At 59.3% G+C, this 25,816-nt stretch carries 16 protein-coding genes; 4 read left to right on the top strand and 12 right to left on the bottom strand.

Translation table 11 applies throughout. From position 1 onward, the window contains the following. Positions 1–69: 69 nt before the first annotated feature. Positions 70–1,482, top strand: a complete 1,413-nt coding sequence (gene ccoG, locus AC1MEE_RS11525; protein WP_480415459.1) for a cytochrome c oxidase accessory protein CcoG — start codon at positions 70–72, stop codon at positions 1,480–1,482. A 51-nt stretch (positions 1,483–1,533) separates the two neighbouring features. Next, entirely contained in the window at positions 1,534–2,943 is a 1,410-nt protein-coding gene (mapR, locus tag AC1MEE_RS11530; RefSeq protein WP_480415460.1) for a GntR family transcriptional regulator MpaR, read from the top strand. 266 nt (positions 2,944–3,209) lie between these two features. On the opposite strand, the gene AC1MEE_RS11535 is transcribed toward mapR, so the two are convergent. The 9 genes from AC1MEE_RS11535 to AC1MEE_RS11575 form a co-directional block, all read right to left on the bottom strand. Beyond that, positions 3,210–3,956 carry an SDR family oxidoreductase gene (locus AC1MEE_RS11535; RefSeq protein WP_480415461.1) on the bottom strand — a complete coding sequence of 249 codons (747 nt, stop codon included), beginning with the start codon at positions 3,954–3,956 and terminating at the stop codon, positions 3,210–3,212. 31 nt (positions 3,957–3,987) lie between these two features. Continuing rightward, positions 3,988–4,206: a hypothetical protein gene (locus AC1MEE_RS11540; RefSeq protein WP_480415462.1), complete on the bottom strand. Its 219-nt coding sequence runs from the start codon at positions 4,204–4,206 to the stop codon at positions 3,988–3,990. Positions 4,207–4,269: 63 nt separating this feature from the next. Beyond that, a complete protein-coding gene (locus tag AC1MEE_RS11545; RefSeq protein ID WP_480415463.1) occupies positions 4,270–6,372 on the bottom strand; it encodes a putative bifunctional diguanylate cyclase/phosphodiesterase in 2,103 nt (700 codons plus the stop codon). A 133-nt stretch (positions 6,373–6,505) separates the two neighbouring features. Beyond that, complete coding sequence (locus AC1MEE_RS11550; protein ID WP_480415464.1) at positions 6,506–7,975, bottom strand: efflux transporter outer membrane subunit; 1,470 nt, start codon at positions 7,973–7,975, stop codon at positions 6,506–6,508. Continuing rightward, positions 7,972–11,079, bottom strand: coding sequence for an efflux RND transporter permease subunit (locus tag AC1MEE_RS11555; RefSeq protein ID WP_480415465.1), 3,108 nt, complete (start codon positions 11,077–11,079; stop codon positions 7,972–7,974). The genes AC1MEE_RS11550 and AC1MEE_RS11555 overlap by 4 nt, the downstream gene beginning before the upstream one ends. Further along, complete coding sequence (locus AC1MEE_RS11560) at positions 11,076–14,186, bottom strand: MdtB/MuxB family multidrug efflux RND transporter permease subunit (protein WP_480415466.1); 3,111 nt, start codon at positions 14,184–14,186, stop codon at positions 11,076–11,078. Before AC1MEE_RS11560 ends, AC1MEE_RS11555 begins: the two co-directional genes overlap by 4 nt. Then, on the bottom strand, positions 14,183–15,514 hold the full coding sequence (locus tag AC1MEE_RS11565; RefSeq protein ID WP_480415467.1) for an MdtA/MuxA family multidrug efflux RND transporter periplasmic adaptor subunit: 1,332 nt from the start codon (positions 15,512–15,514) through the stop codon (positions 14,183–14,185). The genes AC1MEE_RS11560 and AC1MEE_RS11565 overlap by 4 nt, the downstream gene beginning before the upstream one ends. Positions 15,515–15,674: 160 nt before the next feature. Continuing rightward, positions 15,675–16,175, bottom strand: a complete 501-nt coding sequence (gene tpx, locus AC1MEE_RS11570) for a thiol peroxidase (RefSeq protein WP_480415468.1) — start codon at positions 16,173–16,175, stop codon at positions 15,675–15,677. Positions 16,176–16,240: 65 nt separating this feature from the next. Continuing rightward, positions 16,241–17,164, bottom strand: a complete 924-nt coding sequence (locus AC1MEE_RS11575) for a LysR family transcriptional regulator (RefSeq protein WP_480415469.1) — start codon at positions 17,162–17,164, stop codon at positions 16,241–16,243. Between the two features lie 142 nt (positions 17,165–17,306). On the opposite strand from AC1MEE_RS11575, the gene AC1MEE_RS11580 reads away from it, so the two are divergent. Then, complete coding sequence (locus AC1MEE_RS11580) at positions 17,307–18,302, top strand: aldo/keto reductase (protein WP_480415470.1); 996 nt, start codon at positions 17,307–17,309, stop codon at positions 18,300–18,302. 113 nt (positions 18,303–18,415) lie between these two features. Here the strand turns inward: AC1MEE_RS11580 and AC1MEE_RS11585 are convergent, their stop codons facing one another. From AC1MEE_RS11585 to AC1MEE_RS11595, 3 genes are all read right to left on the bottom strand, one after another. Further along, the gene (locus tag AC1MEE_RS11585; protein ID WP_480415471.1) at positions 18,416–22,090 is read right to left on the bottom strand and encodes a translocation/assembly module TamB domain-containing protein; all 3,675 of its coding nucleotides are present in this window, start codon (positions 22,088–22,090) and stop codon (positions 18,416–18,418) included. Further along, complete coding sequence (locus AC1MEE_RS11590; protein WP_480415472.1) at positions 22,087–23,832, bottom strand: autotransporter assembly complex protein TamA; 1,746 nt, start codon at positions 23,830–23,832, stop codon at positions 22,087–22,089. Before AC1MEE_RS11590 ends, AC1MEE_RS11585 begins: the two co-directional genes overlap by 4 nt. Before the next feature lie 66 nt (positions 23,833–23,898). Beyond that, a complete protein-coding gene (locus AC1MEE_RS11595) occupies positions 23,899–24,549 on the bottom strand; it encodes a GNAT family N-acetyltransferase (protein WP_480415473.1) in 651 nt (216 codons plus the stop codon). Between the two features lie 210 nt (positions 24,550–24,759). Here AC1MEE_RS11595 and xthA point away from each other — a divergent pair, with 210 nt between their 5' ends. Continuing rightward, on the top strand, positions 24,760–25,572 hold the full coding sequence (gene xthA / locus AC1MEE_RS11600) for an exodeoxyribonuclease III (protein ID WP_480415474.1): 813 nt from the start codon (positions 24,760–24,762) through the stop codon (positions 25,570–25,572). The last annotated feature ends 244 nt before the right edge of the window (positions 25,573–25,816 follow it).

Raw genomic sequence — 25,816 nt, forward strand, 5'->3', positions numbered from 1 at the left:
GAGCCTGTTATGCAAACAGTTGAGCGCCCATAGTTCACCGGCCTGATAGAGGCTGATGAGCATCCGACCATGAGCGAAAGAATCCCTGTCCAGATCATTGAACTCGTCGAACCTTCCAAAGCAAAAGTGAAGGTCAAGTCCGGCGACAATCTGATCCATACCCGCAGTTTCACTGGGCTGTTCCGCAACTTGCGTTTGAGCGGCGCAGGCTTTCTGTTTCTGCTGTTTTTCGGCACCGTCTGGCTGGATTGGGGTGGGCGTCAGGCTGTGCTCTGGGATTTGGCCGACAGTAAATTCCATATTTTCGGTGCGACGTTCTGGCCTCAGGATTTCATTCTGCTGTCGGCGTTGCTGATCATCTGTGCCTTTGGTTTGTTCGCGATCACGGTGTTCGCCGGTCGCGTCTGGTGCGGATACACCTGCCCGCAGAGTTCCTGGACCTGGATTTTCATGTGGTGCGAGAAACTCACCGAGGGTGAGCGCAATCAGCGGATCAAGTTGCAAGCCGCCCCCTGGGGTATGAACAAGCTGCTGCGGCGCTCGGCCAAGCACAGTCTGTGGCTGGCAATCAGTCTGCTGACCGGCCTGACGTTCGTCGGCTATTTCACCCCGATTCGCCCGCTGGCCAATGAACTGCTGACCTTGCAACTGAGTGGCGTCAGTCTGTTCTGGGTGTTGTTTTTCACCGGTGCGACCTACATCAATGCCGGCTGGCTGCGTGAAGCGGTCTGCATGCATATGTGCCCTTATGCGCGCTTTCAAAGCGTGATGTTCGACAAAGACACCCTCACCGTCTCCTACGACGCCGCGCGTGGCGAAAACCGTGGGCCGCGTAAACGTGAGGTCGAGCCTGCTTCGCTGGGTCTGGGCGACTGCATCGATTGCCAGATGTGCGTGCAGGTCTGCCCGACCGGGATCGACATTCGGGATGGCTTGCAGATGGAGTGCATCGGTTGCGCGGCGTGTATCGATGCCTGTGATTCGATCATGGACAAAATGGGTTATGAGCGTGGCCTGGTCAGTTACACCTCCGAGCGTGTGCTGCAAGGCGGTCACACCCATCTATTGCGCCCCCGCTTGATTGGCTACTGCGCGGTACTGTTGCTGATGATCGGCGCGTTAGTCATGGCGTTGGTGGAGCGGCCGATGGTCTCGCTGGATGTCAGCAAGGATCGGGGTCTGTTCCGGGAAAACAGTCAAGGCCAGATCGAAAATATCTACAGCCTGAAAATCATCAACAAAACCCAGCAACGTCAGCAGTATCATCTGACGCTTGTGGACGGCGACGGCTTCCAGTTACAGGGCAAAACCGAGGTCAGCCTTGCCGCCGGGGAAATCATCGATGTGCCGGTGTCGGTAGCGATGCTCGCCGAACATCCGAGCAGCAGCTCGCAAAGCATCAGTTTCGAGGTGATCAACAGTGGTGACTCCGGTGTGCGCAGCCTGGCGAAAAGCCGGTTTGTTGCCCCGCTCAATCGCTGATCGCTCTTGTAGTCACCCTTTTAAAGTCAGACCGCCAGTCAGCGAGAACCGATGAAACGTTATGAAAAGTTTGCCGACGATATCGCTGAACTGATCCGCTCCGGAGTGCTGGGCCCCGGCCAACGAGTGCCCTCTGTACGTTATGCCAGCCAGACCTATGGAGTCAGCCCTTCGACAGTGTTCCAGGCCTATTACCTGCTGGAACGGCGCGGGCTGATCCGGGCGCGGCCGCGCTCCGGTTACTTCGTCAACAACAACGCGCCCCGGCAGTTTTCCGAACCCGAGATCAGCAGCCAGGTCAGTGAGTCCACCGAGGTCGATGTCAGTGAACTGGTGTTCTCCGTTCTCGACTCGATCAAGGACCCGCAGACCGTGCCCTTCGGCTCGGCATTCCCGAGCCCGACGCTGTTTCCATTGCAACGGCTGGCGCGCTCGCTGGCCAGCGCCACCCGCGAGATGGACCCGCGCATGGTGGTGACCGATATGTCGCCGGGCAATCCGCAATTGCGTCGGCAGATCGCCCTGCGTTACATGGTCGGCGGCTTGATGTTGCCCATGGAGGAGCTGCTGATCACCAACGGCGCGCTGGAAGCCCTGAACCTGTGCCTGCAAGCCGTCACTGAGCCGGGCGATCTGGTGGCCATCGAGGCGCCGGCGTTTTATGCCTGCCTGCAAGTGCTGGAACGGCTCAAGCTCAAAGCGATAGAAATTCCGGTGCATCCACGCGATGGCATCGATCTTGGCGTGCTCGCACACACCCTGGAGCGGCACCCGATCAAAGCGTGCTGGTGCATGACCAGTTTTCAAAACCCGATGGGCGCCACCATGCCCGAAGCCAAAAAACGCGAGTTGGTGGAATTGCTGCGCCAGCACCAGGTGCCGTTGATCGAAGACGACGTCTATGCCGAACTGTATTACAGCCCGCAAGCGCCAAAACCGGCCAAGGCCTTCGACACGGAAGGTTTGGTGATGCATTGCGGCTCGTTTGCCAAAAGCCTGGCACCGGGCTATCGCATCGGTTGGGTCGCTGCCGGACGTTACGCACAGAAAATCGAGCGTCTGAAGCTGATGACCTCGCTCTGCGCCTCCATGCCCGCTCAGGCGGCTATCGCTGACTACCTGCAACACGGCGGCTACGATCGGCATCTGCGCAAACTGCGCTATGCCCTGGAAGAACAACAAAGCGCCATGCTCAGCGCCATCGCTCGCTACTTCCCGGCGCAGACCCGGGTTAGCCACCCGGCAGGCGGCTATTTCCTGTGGTTGGAACTGCCAGAACAAATGGACTCATTGAAGCTGTTTCAGATGGCTCTGGCCCAAGGCATCAGCATCGCCCCCGGCCCGATCTTTTCCCCGACCCAGCGCTTTCGCAACTGCATTCGCCTCAACTACGGCAGCCCGTGGAATGATGCCTCGGAAAAAGCCATGGAAACCTTGGGGCGGATCATTCGCTCGTTCTGACTAGGGTCTGTTGACGTTTGGTGACGACCGCGACGGAGGCCCATTTGGCGCAGGGCAAGGCGCGAGGAACGCGGTTTGGTTGTTCCAAATAAGTTCCGAGCAACGCAGCCCTGCGCCAAATGGGCCCCGTCCCTTCGGGTTGCGCGCCAACGTGCGCGAGGCTGCGTTGCGGGATTTGCCAAGGGAACAACCATTACCGGCATCCCGCGCCTTGCCTCGCACACGTTGGCATCGCAACGCGGTTCGCCACCAAACGTCAACAGACCCTAGCGTCCGCCGCCCAGATCGATAAAGGTCCCGGTGGCGTAGCTGGCCTTTTCCGACAACAGCCAGATGATCGCCTCGGCCACTTCCTCGGCGACGCCACCACGCCCCATGGGGATGCCGGGCTCGAGCTTGCTGACCCGATGCGGATCGCCGCTCAGGACATGGAAATCGGTGTAGATATAACCGGGGCGTACTGCGTTGACCCGAATCCCCTCGCCCGCCACTTCCCGCGCCAGACCGATAGTGAATGTGTCGAGGGCGCCTTTGGAGGCCGCGTAGTCGACATATTCCCCCGGTGAACCCAGTCGGGCGGCGACCGAAGAGACATTGACGATGCTGCCACCTTTGCCGCCATGCCGCGGTGACATGCGCCGCAAGGCATGCTTGGCACACAGCATTGGCCCGACCACGTTGGTTTTCATCACCCGGAGCATGCGGAACTCGGACATGTCCTCGACCCGCGACGCCTGCGAAACGGTGCCCGCATTATTGACCAGTGCCGTCACCGGCCCCCACTCGGCATCGATCCGGGCGAACAAGCCGATGATTTCGTCTTCATCGCTGACATCCGCCTGCACCGCCATCACCTGCGCCCCCAGTTCGCGAACTTGCGCGCAGACCCGCTCGGCCGCTTGATGGTCCGACAGATAATTGATGCAGATCCGATAACCCTGCCGGGCAGCAAGCAAGGCCGTGGCAGCACCGATCCCACGAGAGCCGCCGGTGATGAGAAGGACTTTTTCCATGAGTGAGCTTCCGATCAGTCGCTGATGGTGGTCAGCCTAGCGCAGGCTTTGGGCGAGAGAAACCCCGAGATGATGTGCGTGACGTTACTGACAACGTAGCCTGGTCAAAGGCAGTGGCTTCATATTCAACCACTCGTTGCACCAGAAATTCCAGTTCCGCACCTTGTACCGAACCGATCTCAGCTCCCCACAACTGCTCTATTCGCGCCAACGCACGGGCCAGTTCTTCTTCGTTTCGAACGTCCATCATTGAGTCTCTAACTATAAAACCCAATGCTGCCAGCAATTGATGGCGAAGGGTATCCGACACCGATCACGCTTCGTCCTGCAAGTACTCCACCCCGACCTTCTGCTCAGCGGTGATGATATCCGCCATAAACCGCTCTGCCGGTAACGGATGACCCAAGAGGAAGCCCTGCAGGGAGTTGCAGCCCAGCTTGGTCAGGAAGCTTTGCTGCATGTTGGTCTCGACGCCCTCGGCGACGATGCGCAGACCCAGCGCCTGGCCCAGGGCGACGATGGCCGAGACGATGGCGGCGTCGTCGCCGTCGTGCTCCAGATCACGGACAAAGCCACGGTCGATTTTCAGCTCATTGGCGGGCAAACGTTTGAGGTACATCAGGCTGGAGTAGCCGGTACCGAAGTCATCGATGGACAGATCCACGCCCATATCCGAGAGCTGTTGCAGCACCGTCATGCTGGCGTCGGCGTCGCTCATGGCGGTGGTTTCGGTGATCTCCAGGGTCAGGCTGTTGGCCGGCAGACAGTGCAGCTCCAGGGCGGAGGCAACGCTGGTGACCAAACCGTTGTGGCAGAACTGCAACGCCGAGAGGTTCACCGCAATCCGCCAGTGGGTGTAACCCTGTTCGTACCAGACACGCATCTGTCGACAGGCCTCATTGAGCACCCATTCGCCGATCGGGATGATCAACCCGGTCTTTTCCGCAACCCCGATGAACTTGTCTGGCAGCAGCAGCCCCAGTTGTGGATGGTGCCAGCGCAGCAAGGCTTCCGCGCCTATCGGCAGGCCGCTAACGGCATCGAATTTTGGCTGGTAATACAGGCAAAATTGCTCGTTTTTGAGTGCCAGGCGCAGGTCTTGCAACAGTTGCAACTGGTTGCGCGCATTGGTGTTCATCGAAGCATCGAAAAAACTGTAACCGTTTTTTCCAGCACCTTTGGCGTGGTACATCGCGGCATCGGCATTCATCAACAGTTCATGCTGGGTCTGGCCGTTGCCCGGATACAGGACGATGCCGATGCTCGCGGAGACCTGCAAACTATGGTCGGCGACAGTGAAGGGCTCAGCGATCAAGGCTACCTGACGGGCCGCGAGTTCCGGGGCGTCATCCACATCGTGCAGTTCGACCAACAGGACAAACTCATCCCCACCGATACGCGCCAGGGTGTTCTGACTGTGCAGGTTCTCCCGCAGGCGCAGTCCGACCTGACGCAACAGCTGGTCGCCCATATGATGACCAAAGGCATCGTTGACCGGCTTGAAGCCGTCCAAGTCCATGAACATCAGCGCAAAACAGCCGCCCTGCTCGTCGACCTTGCGCATGGCCTGCTCGATTCGGTCTGCCAGCAACACGCGATTCGGCAGGCTGGTCAGCGTGTCGTGCAGGGCCAAATGGGTCAGCTCCCGATTGGCCACACTCAGCGAGTTGGACAACTCAGCGGTACGAGCCTCAAGGCGTGCATCGAGAATCGACGTCAGCAAGGCGATGGTCAGCACCGCAAGGCTGGTGACCAGTACCAGTTTGTCCAGACCGTCGACCCGCAAACCGCTACCGACAGCACCGCAGAAACTGCCATCGGCAAAACTCGCCGCCGCCATGGCGGTGTAATGCATACCGACGATCGCCATGCCCATGACCACCGCGGCACCGCCTCGGGTCAGACGCACATAAGGTGTTTGCCGGCGCAGACTAAAAGCGATCCACAAGGCCGCGGCCGACGCGCTGACCGCAATCAGCAGCGAGCTGGCAAACAGCGTAGGGTCGTAATCGATGCCTGGCTGCATGCGCAGCGCGGCCATGCCGCAGTAGTGCATGGCGCTGATCCCGGCACCCATGATGAGCGCACCGAAGCTCAGTTGCAGTGCCGGAAGCTTCGGCTGGCTGACCAGCCATAAGGCAAAACCGGAAGACAAAATAGCGATCAGCAGCGACAGCAACGTGATCGGCAGGTCATAGCCAAGTTCGATGGGTAGATGGAAGGCAAGCATGCCGATGAAATGCATCGACCAGATGCCAATACCCATGGCCAGCGCCCCGCCGCCCATCCACAGATAAACCGTGCGCCCCGTCGCCGTGGCAATCCGGCCAGTCAAATCCAGCGCGGTATAGGAAGCCAACATGGCCACGAAGATGGAAATCAGAACCAGCGAAGGTGTGTAACTGCCAATAAGCATGCGACTTCTCGTGACCGAGGCAGATTATTAGTATTTTTGCCCAGGGGAAAGTCGCCGATTGTACCGAAAATGGCCGAATTGTCGCGGTTGTTTATCAAGCGCGACATGACACCTGCAGGAGCTGTAGCAGCCCCTACTCCTGAATGTTCAAGCCGCTTTCTGCATTCCAGCCACCGCCCAACGCAGCGATCAATTGCACACTGGCAATCAGGCGGCTTTGCAGCAGGGTCAACACGCTTCTTTCGTTGCTCAGCGCGGTGGTTTGCACGGTGACCACATTCAGGTAAGCGATCAACCCGGCTTTGTACTGGTTGTTCGTCAAACGCAAGGATTCACGGGCAGCCTCCAGGGCCTCGGCGCGCACGGCCGCCTCGTCTTCATAGACCTTGAGCTGGACCATGAAATTCTCCACCTCCTGGAAGCCGTTCAGCACGGTCTGGCGATATTGAGCCACTGTCTGGTCGTAAACCGCCTCAGTACGATCGACTTCAGCCGAACGCTGACCACCGTCGAACAGGGTCGTCGCCAATTGCGGCCCGACTGACCAGAAACGGTTCGGCAAGCTGATCCAGTTGCTGAACGTGGAGCTGCTGTAACCGCCATTAAGACTCAAGCTCAGGTCAGGGTAGTACGCCGCTTTTGCGACGCCGATATTGGCGTTGGCCGCCATCACCGAGCGTTCGGCCGCGGCGATGTCCGGGCGACGCTCGAGCAGTTGCGATGGCAACTCAAGCGGGATCTGTGGCAGCACCGGGATGGCGGTTGTGGCCGCCAGATTGAAATCCGCCGGAGCCTGGCCCATCAGCACGGCGATAGCATTCTCAAACTTAGCGCGCTGCCAGATCAGGTCGATCAGATCGGCCTGAGTGGTTTTGAGTTGGGCCTGCGCCTGCGCCACGGCGTCTTTGCCGGAGACACCGTGGCGGTATTGATTCTGAGTCATGGTCAGCGATCGCTGGTAAGCCTCGACCGTGGCTTCCAGAAGGCGTTTCTGCTCATCGATTACACGCAGTTGCAAGTAATTCTGCACCAACTGCGATTGCAGGCTCAGCCGCATCGCCGCCAGATCGGCGAGGCTGGCCTGGGCGCTGGCTTTGTCGGCCTCTAACCCACGACGCAGCTTGCCCCAGATATCGGTCTCCCAACTGACGCTCAGCTGGGTGTTGTAAGTGTCACGAATACCACTGCTGGCACTGCTCAGGCTCGAATTGCTGCTGCCAGTGCCCTGACTGGAGCGGGTTTTACCGGCGCTGAGACCAAACGTCGGAAAGAGCGCGCCGCGCGCACTGCGCACCAAGGCCTCAGCCTGTCGGTACTGGGCTTCATTCTGGGCAACCGTCTGGTTCGAACTGTTGAGTTTTTCCACCAGCCCGTTGAGTTGTGTATCACCGTACAACTCCCACCAGGCGCCTCGCGCCAGTGCATCGTTGGGCGCTGCCTGACGCCAGCCTTCGGCTTGCTTGAACTGCGCAGGCGTGGCTATTTCCGGCTTTTTATAGTCTGGGCCGACCGCACAGGCGCTCAAGAGCACTGCACAAAGCCCCATGCCAAGCCAACGCACAGGCCGCTGTAAAACGGGTTTGATTTGCAGGCGGTCGGTCATAGCTGAGTTTCCAGAGACGCATCGGTGCGCACGCCACGCCATTGGTTGAAGCGATGGCGCAGACGGTCGAGATAAAGGTAAACCACCGGAGTGGTGTAAAGGGTCAGAACCTGGCTGAAGATCAGGCCGCCGATGATAGTCAGGCCCAGCGGACGACGCATTTCCGCCCCTTCGGCACTGCTCAACAGCAAAGGCAACGCGCCAAGAATCGCCGCCATTGTAGTCATCAGAATCGGCCGTAGACGTTGCAGGCAGGCGCTGCGAATCGACTCCAGCGGCGTCATCCCGAACTCGCGCTCCAGTTGCAGCGCGAGGTCGATCATCAGAATGGCGTTTTTCTTCACTACCCCGATCAACAGGAACAAGCCGAGCAACGAGATCAGGCTGAATTGGCCACCCAGCAGGTAAATCGTCAGCAAGGCCCCGACCCCCGCCGAAGGCAAGGTCGAGAGAATGGTCAGCGGATGAATGTAGCTTTCATAGAGAATCCCCAGCACCAGATACACCACCACCAGCGCTCCCAGAATCATAAACGGCTGGGTCTTCTGGGCGGCCGCAAAGGCGTCGGCAGTACCGGCCATTTTGGCAATGACTTCGGTCGGCAAACCGACCTTGGCCACCGCACGTTCAACGGCGGCGGTGGCTTGTTCAAGGGTCACGCCTTCCGCCAGATCGAAAGAGATATCTTCGGAGGCAAACTGTCCGTCATGGGTCACCCGGTCATCTTCCAGGCTGCGTTCGTAGTGGGCGATGCTCGACAGCGGAATACGCTGGCCAGCGGCCGTGATCACCTGAACCTGATTGAGCGTTACCGGGTCCTGAGCGTATTTCGGATTGACCTCCATCACCACCTCATACTGGTTGAGGCTGTCATAGATGGTGGAAATCTGCCGCTGGCTGTAAGCGTTGTTCAGCACCGCCGTGACCATGTTCATGTCGACGCCCAGGCGCTTGGCGGTATCGCGATCCACTTGCAGGGTGACCTGCTGCGCGCCGCGGCCTTCCCGGCCATCGATAGCAGTCAGTTCCGGCAACGACTTGAGCGCCTCGAGCACTTTCGGATACCACAGACGCAAGCTACCCAGATCGCCGCTTTGCAGGATGTATTGGTATTGCGACGTGGTCTGTTCACGCCCGCCACCGAATTGCAGGTCTTGATCAGCCATCAAGAACAAACGTCCACCGGGGACGGGCGGCATATTTTTGCGCAAGCGCTCGATGACTTTATCGGCGGCAAGATTGCGCTCCTTGATCGGCTTGAGGCGCACGATCATGACCGCGTTGTTGGTGCCACCGTTGCCGCCGATGAAACCGGCAACGCTTTCAACCGCGGGATCAGCCAGCACCGCACGACGGTAGATTTCCATCTTGGGCTGCATCACCGAGAACGACAGGCCATCGTCACCTCTTATGTAGCCGATCAACTGACCGGTGTCCTGCTGCGGCATGAAGGTCTTGGGCACCACCACGTACAACGCGATGTTGACGCCGATGGTGAGCAGCAGGCTTAACAGGGTCAACCCCCGATGACGCAACACCCAACCGAGGCTGCGGTCGTAGGCGGTGACCATGCGGTCGTTGAGGCCGCGACTCCAGCGTTGCAAGGCGTTTTCCTTGCCCGGATCATGGGGTTTGAGCCACCGCGCGCAGAGCATCGGCGTCAAGGTCAGAGACACCACCAGCGACACAATGATCGACGCTGCCAACGTGATGGAAAACTCGCGGAACAGGCTGGCGATGATACCGCCCATAAACAGGATCGAGAGGAACACGGCCACCAGCGACACGTTCATCGACAGCAAGGTGAAACCGACTTCCTTGGCGCCCAGGTACGCCGCCTTCATCGGTGGCACGCCTTTATCGATATGCCGGGAGATGTTCTCCAGCACCACGATGGCGTCGTCCACCACCAGACCGGTCGCGAGAATCAGCGCCATCAGCGACAGGTTGTTCAGGGAGAAGCCGCTCAGGTACATGATGGCGAAGGTACCGACCAGCGAAACCGGCACCGCCAACGTCGGGATCAGCGAAGCGCGGAAGTTACCGAGGAAGAAGAACACCACCAGAATCACCAGAGCCACAGCGATCATCAGGGTCATTTCAGCTTCGTGCAGCGTCGCCTTGATCACCGGCGAGCGGTCCATGGCCAGGTCCAGCTTGACGCTGGCCGGCAGCACCGCCTGCAACGCCGGCAGTTGCGCCTTGATCTGCGCCACGGTCTCGATGATGTTGGCACCGGCCTGACGGTTGATGACCAGCAATACCGCCTGGTTGTCGTTGAAAAAGCCGCTGTTGTAGCGGTCTTCCACCGCGTCGCTGACTTTCGCCACATGGCTCAGGCGCAGGGCCGCACCATTCTTGTAACGAATGATCAGCGGCTCGTAATCCTTGGCCTTTTCCAGCTGGTCATTGGCTTGTATCTGCCAGTTGTGATCGGCATCCTCCACCGAGCCTTTAGGTTTGCGCACGTTGGCGGCGGCGATGGTGGTGCGCACGTCATCCAGCGACACCCCATACTGATTGAGCAACTGCGGCTCCAGCTCGACCCGTACCGCGGGAAGCGAACTGCCGCCGATCTGCACTTCGCCGACGCCGCTCACCTGAGACAGGCTTTGCGCGAGGATGGTCGACGCCAGGTCGTACAGCTGACCCTTTTCCAGTACATCAGAGGTCAGCGACAGCACCATCACCGGTGCCTGGGACGGATTGACCTTCTTGTACGTGGGCATACTGCGCATGCCGCTGGGCAGCAAATCGCGCGAGGCATTGATCGCCGCTTGCACTTCCCGCGCCGCGCCGTTGATGTCGCGATTCAGGTCGAACTGCAGAATCACCCGCGTCGAACCCTGGCTCGAACGGCTGCTCATGGTATTGATCCCGGCGATGGTGCCCAGGGAGCGCTCCAGCGGTGTCGCCACGCTGGACGCCATGACCTCGGGGCTGGCGCCCGGCAAGTTGGCCGAGACCACAATCACCGGGAAGTCCATGTTCGGCAGCGGCGACACCGGCAGCAGACCGAAGCTGACACCGCCCAGCAATATGATCGCCAGGCTCAGGAGCATGGTCGCTACCGGCCGACGAATGAAAGGCCCGGACAGGTTCATGTTTCAGCCTGCTCCAGACGGGCGGCTTCATCCGGTTTGCGGCCCCAACGCCGACCCAGACGGTCGAAATACAGGTAGATCACCGGGGTGGTGAACAGCGTCAGCACCTGACTGAGCATCAACCCGCCGACCATCACCAGACCCAATGGCTGGCGCAGTTCGGCCCCGGAACCGCTGGCGAGCATCAACGGCACTGCACCGAACAGCGCGGACAGGGTCGTCATCAGGATTGGCCGAAAGCGCAGCAACGCCGCTTCATAAATCGCCGTTTCCGGATCAATGCCCCGGTTGCGCTCCGCATCCAGCGCGAAGTCGATCATCATGATTGCGTTCTTCTTGACGATGCCGATGAGCAGGATGATGCCGATGATCGCGATCATCCCCAGATCATTGCCACTGATCAGCAGCGCCAGCAGTGCGCCGACCGCAGCGGACGGCAGGGTCGAAAGGATGGTGATCGGGTGGATGTAACTTTCGTACAGCACACCCAGCACGATATACATCGTCACCACCGCCGCCAGAATCAGCAGCAACGTACTCGACAACGACGCCTCGAACGCCTGGGCCGCGCCCTGGAACTCGGTCTGCACGCCGAGGGGCATGCCGATGTCCTTCTGCACCTGATTGATCACCTGCACCGCTTTGCCCAACGCAACACCCGGTGCCAGGTTGAACGACATCATCACGGCCGGGAACTGGCCTATATGGGCGATGGCCAACTGTGCCTGACGCTGTTCGACCCGCGCCAGACTCGACAGTTTGACCTGCGTGCCGTCGGTGGTCTTGACGTGAATCTGCTCCAGCGCCTTGGGCCCCAGATCGGTCACGGCCGCCGCCTGCAATACCACTCGGTACTGGCTGGCCTGGGTGTAAATGGTGGAAATCTGCCGCTGACCGAAGGCGTCATACAGCGCATCGGTGATGTTCGCCACGCTGACACCGACCCGACTGGCCGCGTCGCGATCGATCAGCAGGTAGACCTGTAAACCCTTGTCCTGCAAGTCGCTGGCGACATCGGTCAGTTCCGCGCGTTTTCTCAGGGCATCGACCAGTTTGCCGCTCCACTGGGCCAACAGCTCGGCGTCCGGCGACGACATACTGAATTGATACTGGGTGCGGCTGACCCGGTCTTCGACAGTCAAGTCCTGCACGGGCTGCATGAACAAGCGGATGTCCGACAGCGTGTCGAGCTGCGGTTGCAGGCGCTGAATGATTTGCGTGGCGGTCAGACTGCGTTCGTTGTGGGGCTTGAGGTTGATCAGCATGCGCCCGCTGTTGAGCGTGGCGTTGTCGCCGTCGACGCCGATGTAGGACGACAGGCTCGCCACCGCAGGGTCTTGCAGGATGATTTTTGCCAACGACTGCTGGCGCTCGCTCATGGCAGCGAAGGACACCGATTGTGGTGCCTCGGAAATCCCCTGAATCACCCCGGTGTCCTGCACCGGGAAAAAGCCCTTGGGCACGATCAGGTACAGGAACACGGTCAAGCCAAGGGTGGCGATGGCCACCAGCAAGGTCAACGGTTGATGCTTGAGCACCCAGCGCAGCTTGCGCCCGTAAGCGGCGATCAGCCAATCGATCCAGGCGCCGCTGGTGCGGTAGAAACGGCCCTGATCCTCTTGCTTGGGTTCACGCTTGAGCAGCCTTGCGCACATCATCGGCGTGAGGGTCAGTGACACCACGAGGGAAATCAGGATCGCCACCGCCAGCGTGATGGCAAATTCGCGAAACAGCCGACCGACCACATCGGCCATGAACAACAACGGAATCAATACGGCGATCAGCGAGATGGTCAGCGAGACCAGGGTAAAGCCAATCTGTCGCGCCCCCTTGAGCGCCGCTTGAAGAGGCGTATCGCCCTCCTCCAGATGTCGCGAAATGTTTTCCAGCATGACGATGGCGTCATCCACCACGAAACCGGTGGCGATGGTCATGGCCATCAACGTCAGGTTGTTGACCGAGAAGCCGGCCAGGTACATCACACCGAAGGTGCCTATTAACGACAGCGGTACGGCGACCGACGGAATAATCGTGGCACTGACCCGGCGCAAAAACAGAAAGGTCACCAGGACAACCAATACGATGGCGATCAGCAGTTCGTGCTGCACGTCAGTGACCGACGCGCGGATGGTTTGCGTACGGTCGGTCAGCACCGTAACGTCCAGCCCGGCCGGCAGGTTGTCGGTGATGCTCGGCAGCAGCGCCTTGATCCGGTCGACCACCTGGATGACGTTGGCGCCGGGCTGGCGCTGGATGTTCAGCAGAACGGCCTGATTTTCGTTGGCCCAGGCCGCCAGCCGGTCGTTCTCCGCGCCGTCGACGATGTCGGCCACGTCTTTGAGGCGCAAAGGCGCGCCATTTTTATAAGCGAGGATGAGATCAGCGTATTCCTGGGGTGACTTCAATTGATCGTTGGCATCGAGCATCGACACCCGCGTCGGGCCATCGAAGTTACCCTTGGGCTGGTTGACGTTGGAAGCACCGATCAAGGTGCGCACATCGGCAAGGTTCAGCCCATTGGCGGCCAGCGCTTCGGGGTGAACCTTGATCCGTACCGCCTGGCGTTGGCCACCGGCAATGCTGACCAGACCCACGCCACTGATCTGGGAGATCTTCTGCGCCATGCGCGTATCGACCAGATCGTTGAGTTTGGGTAGCAACATGGTTTTGGAGGTAATCGCCAGGGTCAGCACCGGCGTATCGGCCGGGTTGACCTTGTTGTAAATAGGGGGTGCCGGCAGATCAGTGGGCAGCAGGTTGGTCGCGCCGTTGATCGCCGCCTGCACTTCCTGCTCGGCGACGTCCATGTTGAGATCGAGGCTGAAACGCAGGGTGATCACCGAGGCGCCACCGGAACTGGTCGAGGCCATTTGCGTCAGCCCCGGCATCTGCCCGAACTGCCGCTCCAATGGCGCCGTTACCGCACTGGTCATCACCTGTGGGCTGGCACCGGGGTATAGCGTCAACACGCGAATGGTCGGGTAGTCCACCTGCGGCAGGGCCGAAACCGGTAACAAGGTGTACGCGATCAAGCCGGCCAGAATGATGGCCAGCATACTCAGGGTGGTCGCTACCGGGCGCAGGATGAACAGCCGGGAGATGTTCATACGCCGCCTTTTTTCGCCTTGTCGGCCTTGGCCGTTTCACCGGACTCGCCCGAAGGCGGCCCCTGTAAATGCACCGGCGCGGATGGCGCGTCCTTGCTGTCGTTGACCACTTCTACATCGCTGCCATCGCGCAGCCGGTCAGTGCCCTCGAGCACGACACGCTCGCCTTCGGTCAGGCCGCTGGTGATCACGGTGGAGTTTTCGTCGCTAGGCCCGGCCTGCAACTGGCGAATCTTGACGTTCTTGTCGCCATCCATCACATAGGCGAACGTACCGTTGGTGCCAAACTGGACTGCCGCCGATGGCACCAGCACCGCATGTTTGAGGGTATCGGCACGCAGGCGCACGTTGACGAACTGGTTGGGAAACAGCACTTCGTCCTGGTTATCGAAACGTGCCTTGAATTTCAAGGTGCCGGTGGTGACGTCGATCTGGTTGTCCAGGCTGGCCAGCACACCGCTGGCTTGCAGCTTCACGTCGCCACGGTCCCAGGCTTCCACCGGCAGCTTGTCACCGCTGTGGTAGCGCGCAATGACCGCCGACAGGTCTTTCTCCGGCAGGGTGAAGACCACGGAAATCGGCTTGGTCTGGGTGATTACTACCAACGCGGTGGTGTCATTGGCGGCCACCAGGTTGCCTACATCCAGTTGACGCAAGCCGACACGCCCGGCAATAGGCGCGCGAATTTTAGTGAAGTCTAGATTGAGTTTGGCAACGCCCACGGCGGCCTGATTGGTTTTGATCGTGCCCACGTACTGATTGACCAGCGAAGCGGAAGTGTCCAGGATTTGCTTGGCAATACTGTCTTCGGCATACAAACCGCGATAGCGCTCAAGATCGACCTGCGCATTCTTGAGCAAGGCCTGATTCGTCAGCAACGTGCCTTCGGCTTGTTCCAGGGCAATCTGGTAACTGCGCGGATCGATTTCAGCCAGCAAATCACCGGCGTTGACCATCTGCCCTTCCTGGAAGTTGAGCTTGACCAACTGCCCCGCTACCTGGCTGCGCACGTTGATCGTGTTCATCGCCGTGACAGTACCCAGCGCCTTGTAATAGATAGGGAAGTCACCCAGTGTCGCGGGCGCCACTCGCACCGGAACCGGCCCGGTTGCGCCGCCAAAGCCTGGCCTTGGCGTACCGCTCTTGGACATTCCCCCACCCTTGTGACGAGCCGCCTCAGTCGTGCCCTTCTCGGCAGGGCCTTTGTGCAGAGCCGAAGACGGCCAGAACTTCCAGCACAGGCCGATGATGACCAACAGGACCAACAGGCTAATCAGCCAGCGACGGGAACTACGGGGGCCAGACGATTGCATGAATAAATAAACCATTGTGCGCGTGAGCTTCTTCGGGAGGTTGAACAATAAGCACAGTTGAGTGTTAAGCAAAGCGCCTTTACCGGCAATTTACTTATGCTTACTTTCTATAAGACTCTGAAGCACAAATAAAAACGGCCCGGACGAGGCCAGGCCGTTAATGTTTTACAAAGTATTACTTTAGAACAGCGAGAGCGGCTTCGTAATTCGGCTCTTGACCGATTTCCGGGACCAACTCGCTGTGCAGCACGTTGTCATGCTCATCGAGTACAACCACGGCACGCGCGGTCAGACCGGCCAACGGACCTTCAACGATAGCCACGCCGTAATTTTCAATGAACTCGCGGCCACGCATGGTGGACAGGCTCTGAACGCTTTCCAGACCTTCGGCACCACAGAAACGCTTCTGGGCGAACGGCAGATCGGCGGAGATGCACAGCACCACGGCGTTGGTCAGCTCGTTGGCCTGGGCATTGAACTTGCGCACCGACGTGGCGCAGGTCGGGGTGTCGATGCTTGGGAAAATGTTCAGCACTTTGCGTTTGCCGGCAAAGGTGGCCAGGGTAACGTCGCCCAGGTCGCTGTTCACCAGCGAAAACGCAGGGGCCGCGCTGCCGACTTTTGGCAGTTCGCCTTTGACTTGAACAGGGTTGCCTCTAAGAGTCACTTGAGCCATGAGCTGAGTCCTTTTCGAAGGGTTTTCGGAAGAGCCGGAAGTTAAACACGAAAGCGCGTAGGGACCTATGGGGTTGACTGGATTTTGTCTAACAGATTGTTCCGCGTGCACAGTTCCACCAGCCAGTCGACGAATACTCGCACCCGCCGCGACATCTGCCGGTGCGGCGGGTACAGCGCCATCAGGGCCAATGCTGGCGGACGAAACTCACTCAGAACTTCCAGCAGCGCACCGCTGCGCAATTGCTCGACGATGTGGTAGTAAGGCGTCTGCACCAGGCCATACCCGGCTTCGCAGGCAGCCAGATAACCTTCGGAACTGTTGACCGACAGTGATCTGGGCAGGCTCATCTCGTGCACCTCATCGCCCATCTGAAATTCCAGCCCATAACGCTTGCCCGAGCTTGCCGAAAAGTACTCGATCACCTGATGCCCTTTCAGGTCTTCCAGCGAACACGGGATACCCATCCGTCGCAAATAGTCACGGCTGGCGCAGGTCATCTGGGTCATTTGCGCCAACGGGCGGACTACCAGCGATTCGTCCAGCGATTGCCCACCTCGCACCACACAATCGATGCCCTCGCGAATCAGATCCACCTGTCGGTCACTCATGCCGATTTCCAGCTCAATGTGCGGATAACGCGCAGTGAAGGCCGGGAGCGCCGGGATCACGATCAGGCGGCCAAAACCCACGGGAATATCAATGCGCAGAATGCCTTTAAGCTCGGTCTGGGCCGAGGAAAACACCGCTTCCGTGTCCTCCAGATCCGCCAGCAGGCTGACGCAGCGCTGGTAATACGCCTGGCCGTCCAGGGTCGGGGTGACTTGCCGGGTCGTGCGTTGCAGCAGCTGCACGCCTAGGTGCGCCTCCAGTTGCTTGATCAGAATCGTCGCTGAAGCCCGTGGAATGTGCAGGCTGTCGGCGGCTTTGGCAAACCCGCCGAGCTCGACGATGCGGGTGAACACGCGCATGGCGTTGAATCGATCCATGGACTATGACCTGGGTAACTATCTAGCTAGGCTAGGGATAACTATTTAGATTTTCTAAATAGTGAATGCGTTTTTAGCCGGTTTATCCCACTTCTGTCGAGCGTAACAATGGGGGCTACCTTCAATCGGCAGGAGTTCCTCAATGCAAACCCGTCAACTCGGTACAAACGGCCCGCAGGTTTCCGCCATTGGTCTTGGCTGCATGGGCATGACCGACTTCTATACCACCGGTACTGACACCAAAGAGGCGATTGCGACCTTGCACCGTGCGTTGGAGCTGGGCATCAATCTGTTGGACACCGCCGACATGTACGGTCCGCACACCAACGAAGAACTGATCGGCCGGGCCATTCGTGGCAAACGCGATCAAGTGTTTCTCGCCAGCAAGTTCGGCTTTGTCCGCGACGCCAACGACCCTGGCGCTCGCGGGGTGAACGGCAGCCCGGAATATATTCGCAGCGCCATCGACGGCACGCTCAAGCGCCTGGGCATCGAAACCCTGGACTTGTATTACCAGCACCGGATCGATCCGCAAATCTCGGTCGAAGAGTCCGTGGGCGCCATGGCTGAGCTGGTCAAGATCGGCAAGGTGCGCTTCCTCGGCTTGAGCGAAGCCTCGGCCAGCACACTGGAGCGGGCGCATAAAGTGCACCCGATCAGCGCGCTGCAAAGTGAATACTCGCTGTGGAGCCGGGACCCGGAAGAAAATGGCAGCCTGGACGCCTGTCGCCGCCTGGGCATTGCCTTCGTCCCCTACAGCCCGCTGGGCCGTGGCTTCCTGACCGGCACCCTGAAAAGCCCGGACGACTTTGCCGCTGACGACTATCGTCGCTCCAGCCCGCGCTTCCAGGGTGAAAATTTCGCGAAAAACCTGCTGCTGGTGGATAAGGTGCAAAAACTGGCCGCGGACAAAGGCGTCAGCGCCGGGCAACTGGCCTTGGCCTGGGTGCTTGCCCAAGGCAACGACATCGTGCCGATCCCGGGCACCAAGCAACGCAAATACCTGGAAGAAAACGTCGCTGCACTGGCTATCAAACTGAGTCAGAACGAGCTGCAGGCCCTCAAGGACCTGTTCCCCGTCGAGGCCATTGCCGGGCAGCGTTATGCCGAGACTTCGTTGAAGTTGGTGAATCAATAACAGGTCAACTGTGCAGACTGTGTGGGAGCGAATTTATTCGCGAAGCAGGCGACGCGGTGTGTCTGGCAGGCATACCGCTTTCGAATAAATTCGCCCACAGATTTCAGCGCACTTCAAAAATCCCGCTTATAGAACAGGTCCAGCGAGCTGGCGACCCCGCTGGCCGCTTCCAGATAGAGCTTTTTGCTCAATGCATACCGCAAGGCAATGGTATTGGCGGGGTCGAATACCCCGACGCCATAGCGCAAGCTCAACTTGTCGGTGATGTTGCCGCTGGCGACCACACTGGTCGTCGAGCCGCTGCCTGACGTATCCAGCTGGAAATCCTGAATCCCCAGATCTTTAGCCAGAGCGCCGGTGACCGACGAACTCCCGGCCAAACCCAATGCCAACGCTGCCTGGGCCATCACGTTGCTGTCTTCGCCCGTGGTGCTCGGCGCACGGCCCAGGACCAGATAGGACAGCGCCTGCTCCTGGCTCATGGCCGGCTCTGAAAACACCACGGTGGTCGGCTGCTCGGCACTGCCGGTCAGGCGAATACCGGCAATCACGTCATCGGTCTGGCGAATCGCTTCGATGTCGAGGTAAGGCTGATCGATAGGACCTGCAAACAGCAGACGCGCTTTGCGAATGGTCAAGCGCTGACCATAAGCCTGATAACGACCGTCATTGAGGCTCAGCTCGCCCCGGGTGTCGAGGTTGTCGCCGATGTGCACATGACCGGCCAGGTTCGCAGTGAGGCCAAAGCCGGTGAAGCTGAGTTTTTCCTGCCCCACGTCGACGTCGATATCCATGGCCATCGCCAGCGGCGACCCCTGCGGCTCCTCCGCCTGATGGCCGATGATCACCGTATCACCTGACAGTTTGACCGTTGAAGGTGGCAGTTCGCGGATGGTAATCGCGCCTTTGGGGATCAGCACTTTGCCGGAAATCGCAAGCTCATCGCCTTTCATGGCAATTTTCAGATCCGGCGCCACGTCCAGCACGGCATACGGTTCCACGGTGACCGGCAGGTGGCTGCCCTTGAGATTGAGGTCCACTGTCAGCGCTTCGCCCCAGGCGATCTGACCGTTCAGCGTACCTTGCCCTGTCTCGCCACTGCTCCAGCCACCGTCCAGACGCACACTTTCGCCCGCGATCAGCGCCTGAACTTTCAGGTTATGCAGGTTGACCGGCAGTTCCGCCCCGGACACTTCACCGTCGCTGAGGATGACGTTGCCGGTCACCTGCGGCGCCAGCAGACCGCCAGATAAGTGTCCGCTGCCATTAAGACGCCCCGTCAGTTTCTCCACCATTGGCACGAACGGCCGAGCGATGGATATATCCAGCCCGCTGAGGTTGAAATCCCCGGTCAGCGGCTTGTTTTTCGCCAGCGGATCTATCTGCGCCGTCACCCACAGCGTCCCGAGTTTGCCGCCACGAAAATCCAGTCGGGAGTCAATGCGCTTCGGGCTCAGGGTGCTGCTGAGTTTTAGGCTTTCGTAAGGGAAATCCAGCCACTGGTCTTTCTCAAGAATGCGCAGGGTGCCGCCGCTGGCGTCCACCGAAACCTGCCCTTTAGGACCCGACGCAGGGAAATCGAGCTGCACGTCGGCGTTCAGCAGGCCCTTCCAGGCAAAATCCCTGGGTAACCACTGCGCCAGACTGTCGAGGGGGAATTGCTTGAGGTGATAGCGCAGGCGCGGTTCCGGCATCAGCCGTTGGTCCTCGCCACACAGGCTCGCCTGTCCGGACATCCAGCAATGAGCACCGAAGTTGATCTTGCCGTCCGCCAGTCGTTCCAGTTTCGCCGGTTGTTGCAAACGCCAGTCCTGGCCTCCGGTCTGGATCTCACCGCTGGCCAGCCTGCCACGCCAGTTACCTTTGTCCAGGTTGCCATCGAGGCCTAGCGCCAGCTTCAACAACGGGCCCTGCAGGTCGAGTTTCAATTGCTGACGTTTGATATCACCCTGGCCGTTGACGATCAGTGTGCCCAATTGCGTATCGCCCAGCTGAATGCCGCCGCCCTTGAGATCGAGGGTCGCGCGCTGGGCGTTGTCCAGCTTCGCTGCCAGGGTCAGGTTCTGCAGACGATTGTCCGCCATCGCCAGTTGCGCTCCCTGCAGTGCAAGCTGACCTTGTGGCGCTTGCAGCGTGCCTGCCAGATCCAGACGTCCTTTGAGTTGACCCTGCAAGCCGGGCCAGAGCTGACCCACGCGTGGCAAATTGATGTCCAGTTGGCCGAGTAGACGTCGCTGCAAACTGCCGCTGCCCTGAATGCGGTTATCGCCGAGGCGAACGTCCAGTGCGCTGACCGTCCACTGCTTATCGGTCCCCTCCGCCTTGGCCTGAAGCACTGCCGACTGGCCCCTTAGACGACCTTTGAGATCGAGGTCGGCATTCAGGCTCAATTGTTGGTTTTTGAATTCACCCTTGCTGCGCAGCGGTCCGGCCAGAGTGCCCGGCAACTCCGCCAGCCAATACGCCGGATTGATCGCACTCAAGTCCAGCGCCGTGTCCCAACCGATGCCGTCGGCGAATTGCAGATTCAGATGACCATTGGCTTTACCCTGCCCCGCAGTCAGTTCCAGCTGGGGCAGAAAGACTTGCTTGAGATCGCCACTGAACGGGCTGCTCAGGCTGAACGCCCCGGCGGGCCCATCAAGCGCAGCGCTGAAATTACCCAGATATTTGCCATCGCTGTAGGAGACTTCGCCCTGGAAGGTGCGCACAGCCACCTGCGGCTCTTCAATGGCAGGATAAAGCCGGTGCCACGGGAAATTCCGCCAATCGATTTTCGCGTCGACGCTAAAGCCCTGGTGCCAGTCCAGCTTGCCGTTGAGTTTCAGCGATTGCTCGGCGCTGGCCGTCAGGTCGAGGGCCGCGATGTCCGCACCCTGAGCGTCGACTCGACCTTGCAGCGCCAGCGAGACCGGGCCTTGTTCGGCCGGCAGGCTGGCTTTGCCCGAGACCTGATAACCGGTTTTCAAGTCGCCTTGGGCCGTCAGTTCAAGCTGATTGAGTTGCAGGGTGTCCGGCAGATCGGCACTGGCCTTGAAACTATCGGCAGTGATTTTCACCTGCGCTGGCAGATGTTCCACCAACGGTTGCAGCTGCCCGGTCAACTGGCCTTGTAGATAACCACTGCTGTCGACCTTGAGCTGCAACGTCTTGAGTAGATTGCCTTGAATGTTCAAGGCCAGCGTCCAGGGTTGATCACTCGGTGCGGGCAACTTCAACTGACCTTGAGCGTTCAACGGCCAGTCGCCATTGGGCTGCAATAAACCGGAAAGATCGAGCACCAGATCATCGTGTTGCACATGTGCGGTATTGATCTGCAAGCCGTTGACCGTCCATTCAGCCGCCAGTTGCAGGTTGCGCAATTGCTCGTGGCCATTGAACAGCAGGCTGCCGATGCGCACATCGCCCAAACGGATCGCCAGCGGCAACTTCAAATCCGGCAGGCTCAATGGCCTGCTGTCCTGCTCAGCACCAGGCGGGAACTGCAAACTGACGCGCTCGGCCTGCAATTGATCGACGCACAAGGTGATCTTCGCCAGACACAGCGGCGACCAGCCAAACACCGGCACCTCCACTTCGACGCGGCTATCGCCCTGCTCCCAGAGCAGATGATCGGCACGCCATTCCCCGGCCAGACGCCCGCTGAAGTTCTCGACCTGCAAACCCGGCACCAGGCCTAGTGCCCAACGGCTGCCGGTTTGTGTGCCGAGGGCCAGGCACAGACTCACGACCAGTAGCACCAGCAGTGCGAGCAGGCTCAGGCCGCTTGTTTTTGCCGCAAGCCTCACAGCTCTGGCCCCATGGAAAAGTGCAAACGAATCCCTCCGATATCATCCAGCGCATGGGCCAGGTCGAGGCGCAATGGCCCGACCGGCGAGACCCAGCGCACCCCGATACCGACACCGGTTTTCAAGCTGGGCAGTTGTAGCGAGTTAAACGAGTTGCCCTGATCGATAAAAGTCGCCACGCGCCATTTTTCTGCAATCGAGTATTGATATTCGACGCTGCCGGCAATCATGTAACGCCCGCCGACGCGCTCACCCTCGGCGTTCGTCGGCGACAGGGTCTGATAGTCGTAACCACGCACGCTTTGATCGCCACCGGCAAAAAACCGCAGGGAGGGCGGGATCGATTTGAAGCCATTGGTTGCACTGCCACCGAACTGCACGCGTGCGAGCAAGCGGTGGTTATCCCACACCGTCGTCAAACCTTTGAGCAGGATGTTGCCGTGTACCAGGTTATTGTCCGACCCCAGCCCTTCCTTGGCCACTTGCGCATCGAACTGCAAGCGATAGCCATTATGTGGATCGATACGGTTGTCGCTGCGCAAGAATGAATAGCTGATACCCGGCATCAGCAGCGTACTGAGTCCCGAGTCCTCGCCCAGGCGATATTCCTCGCGCTGCCACTTCAATGAAATCACCCGGTCCCAGCCGCTGGGCAACCGGCTGTGCCATTCAGGGCCGAGGGTCAACAGCTTGCTCAAGCTGTCGGTGCCAGCGATTTCTTCGTACTGATAACCTCCGGCGAAACGCAATTTGTCGGTCAGTGGTGGGTCAAGAGGAATGTCGTACCACAGGCCGACATTTTGTCGCGGCGCGGACAGTTCCATCTCAGCGCCATAGCTATCGCCCTGAGGATTGACCCAGTGACGCGTCCAGTTAGCCTTGCCGCGCACGCCCACGTCAGTGGAAAAGCCAAGACCCAGGCCCATCGTGCGTGGCTTGCGGGTTTGCAGCTGAACCGTCACCGGAATCACCTGAGCGACCGCCGCCGTTGGCGCCGCATCCACCCGCACGCCTTCGAAATAGCCGCTCGATTGCAGGGCTTGATTGAGTTCGGCGATCAGTTCCGAGTCATAGGGCGTATCGGCTTTGAACGGCACCATGCGCTGCATCAGATCGTCATCGAACGGCGCATCTCCGCTGAAGCTGACCTTGCCCAGGGCGTAACGTGGGCCACTTTCGTAGACCAGCTCGATATCGGCGACGCCTGCCTTCGGGTCGATCGCCAGACGCTGGCGGGTGAAGTGCCCACTGAAAAAGCCGTAACGCGACGCCTGATTCTGGATCAGGCGCTTGGCGTCTTCATAATGGCCGTGATTGAGCACTGCGCCGGTTTTCAGCACGTCGCTTTTCGGTACACGAAACGCCTTGAGCGAGGCGGCGGGGCCTTCAACACGTATCGTGACATTGCGCAGGTGCACCGGCTCGCCGGGCACGATGTTGATCACCAGCCGCAGGTCTTTGTCTTTGCCGGCTTTTACTTCGCTGTCAATCTGCGCCTGGTAATAGCCGAGGGCTTGCGCTGCTTTCTGTGCCTGCTCTTCGGCCCCCAGACTGAAACGCTGCAACGCCTCTTCATCGCGCTCGCCGAGGCTGCCCACATACCCTTCGACGTTGGCTTTAAGCTCTGCATTGGAAGGTTTGATTCTGACGTCCAGTTGCGCCTCGGCGAAGACCGCAAAGCTGCTGAGCTGAACAGTGAACATCAGGAACAAACCGCGGGTAAATCTACCGGGAAATTTCATAGGCGCGGATGCTATCACGGGCTGCGGATGCCACTAAAACGCGCCAGACCTCAGCAGTTTCGTGGTTTACGCCTGGGCCTTCAGCAAAACCTGGGGATTGGGGTGGAAAAACACATGCTCACGGATTGGTCCTACAGCAACTTCGCCTATTTCCTCATAACCCTGTCGTTTATAAAACTCCAAATAACGGGGATTTCCGGTATCCAGCACCACACCCTGTGAGCTTTCATCGACCGCGCACCATTGGTGCAACGCTTCGAGCAGTTGCTCGCCAAAGTGCTGGCCCTGAAATTGCGGATGTACGCCCAGCAACGGTAATACATGCACCGCGTCCGAAGGCAGGCACGCCAGCACCGCCTGGTGGTACTCAAGATAGCGCTGGGTGCAGCGAAACCCTGCGCTGAGAACCATGCGCAGGCGCCAGGCCCAACTTTCGGTAATCCCCAGACGCCGTTGCGGTGGGGCGATCAGGGCGATACCCACCAGCCGATCTTCAACGAACAGCCCCAGTGCCGGCAGCTCCTGATAAAAATGCTGCTTGACCAGTTCACGCACAGTCGCCCGGACCCGATGCTCGTAGCCGGGCCGTTCCGATTCGAACAAATAAGCAAAACTCGGCTCATGCCGGTAGGCGTGGTACAGCAGCGAACGTGCTTCGCGGGCATAACCGCTATCAAGCATGCGGACTTCGGCGATGGCGGTTGAAGTGTCAGACATTCGATTGACCTCGTTAGTACAGCGCTGCACGAACGACAGCGTTTGTGATGCGAAGGCTTCGACTGACCGTTAAGCGCTACAGTTCCTACACAGCCTGTAACCTTCGACACCCCTCTCCGACCCTAGCAGTCGATCGGCCAATCCGCCACGCTGGCCGTGAGCCGACAGGTCAGCTAGCATCGCTTTTTGTTTCTGCCAGGATAGCCGCCCATGAAAATCGTCTCATTCAACATCAACGGCCTGCGTGCCAGACCTCATCAGTTGGCGGCACTGATTGAAAAACATCAGCCGGATGTGATCGGTCTGCAGGAAACCAAAGTCTCGGACGAGCAATTTCCCCAGGCTGACATCGAAGCCTTGGGCTATCACGTGCATTTCCACGGGCAGAAAGGCCACTACGGAGTCGCCCTGCTCTCGCGTCAGGCGCCGCTGACGCTGCACAAGGGGTTCGATACCGATGACGAAGACGCACAGAAGCGCTTTATCTGGGGCACGTTTGCCGACGCCAATGGCCAGCCAGTGACCATCATGAACGGCTACTTCCCTCAGGGTGAAAGCCGCGACCACCCGACCAAATTCCCGGCCAAGGAACGTTTCTACAACGACCTGCAACAGCTGCTGGAAAGTCAGTTCCAAAACGATCAGCCATTGGTGGTGATGGGTGACGTGAACATTTCCCCGGAAGACTGCGACATTGGCATCGGCCCGGACAACGCCAAGCGCTGGCTGAAAACCGGCAAATGCAGCTTCTTGCCTGAAGAGCGCGAATGGATGGCGCGCCTGAAAAACTGGGGCCTGGTGGACAGCTTTCGTCACCTGTATCCAGAAGTGGTCGACCGCTTCAGCTGGTTCGATTACCGCAGCCGTGGCTTCGAAGATGAGCCCAAGCGCGGTCTGCGCATCGATTTGATCATGGCGTCCCATGGCCTGCAGCCGCGGATCAAAGCGGCCGGTGTGGATTACGACCTGCGCGCCATGGAAAAACCGTCGGACCATGCGCCGATCTGGCTGGAGTTGAACTGAACTGAACAAATAACTTAGGAGCTGACTTGTCTGCGATCGGTCCGGGGTCGCGTCCGACCGAAGCAGTCGCAAAATGGCTGAATTCACCACCGAATGAAGGTCCTCCGGCCCTTATCGCAGACAAGTCAGCTCCTACAGACCGCGACAGCGTGGCTGTCGAAGACGATCTACACATACACACGTTTCTAGTTGCCCAGCAGTGCTGTCATATTTCAGCAATCATCCTGACTTAATCTCCCGGCAC

The organism is Pseudomonas sp. ASL3 (genome assembly GCF_056680425.1).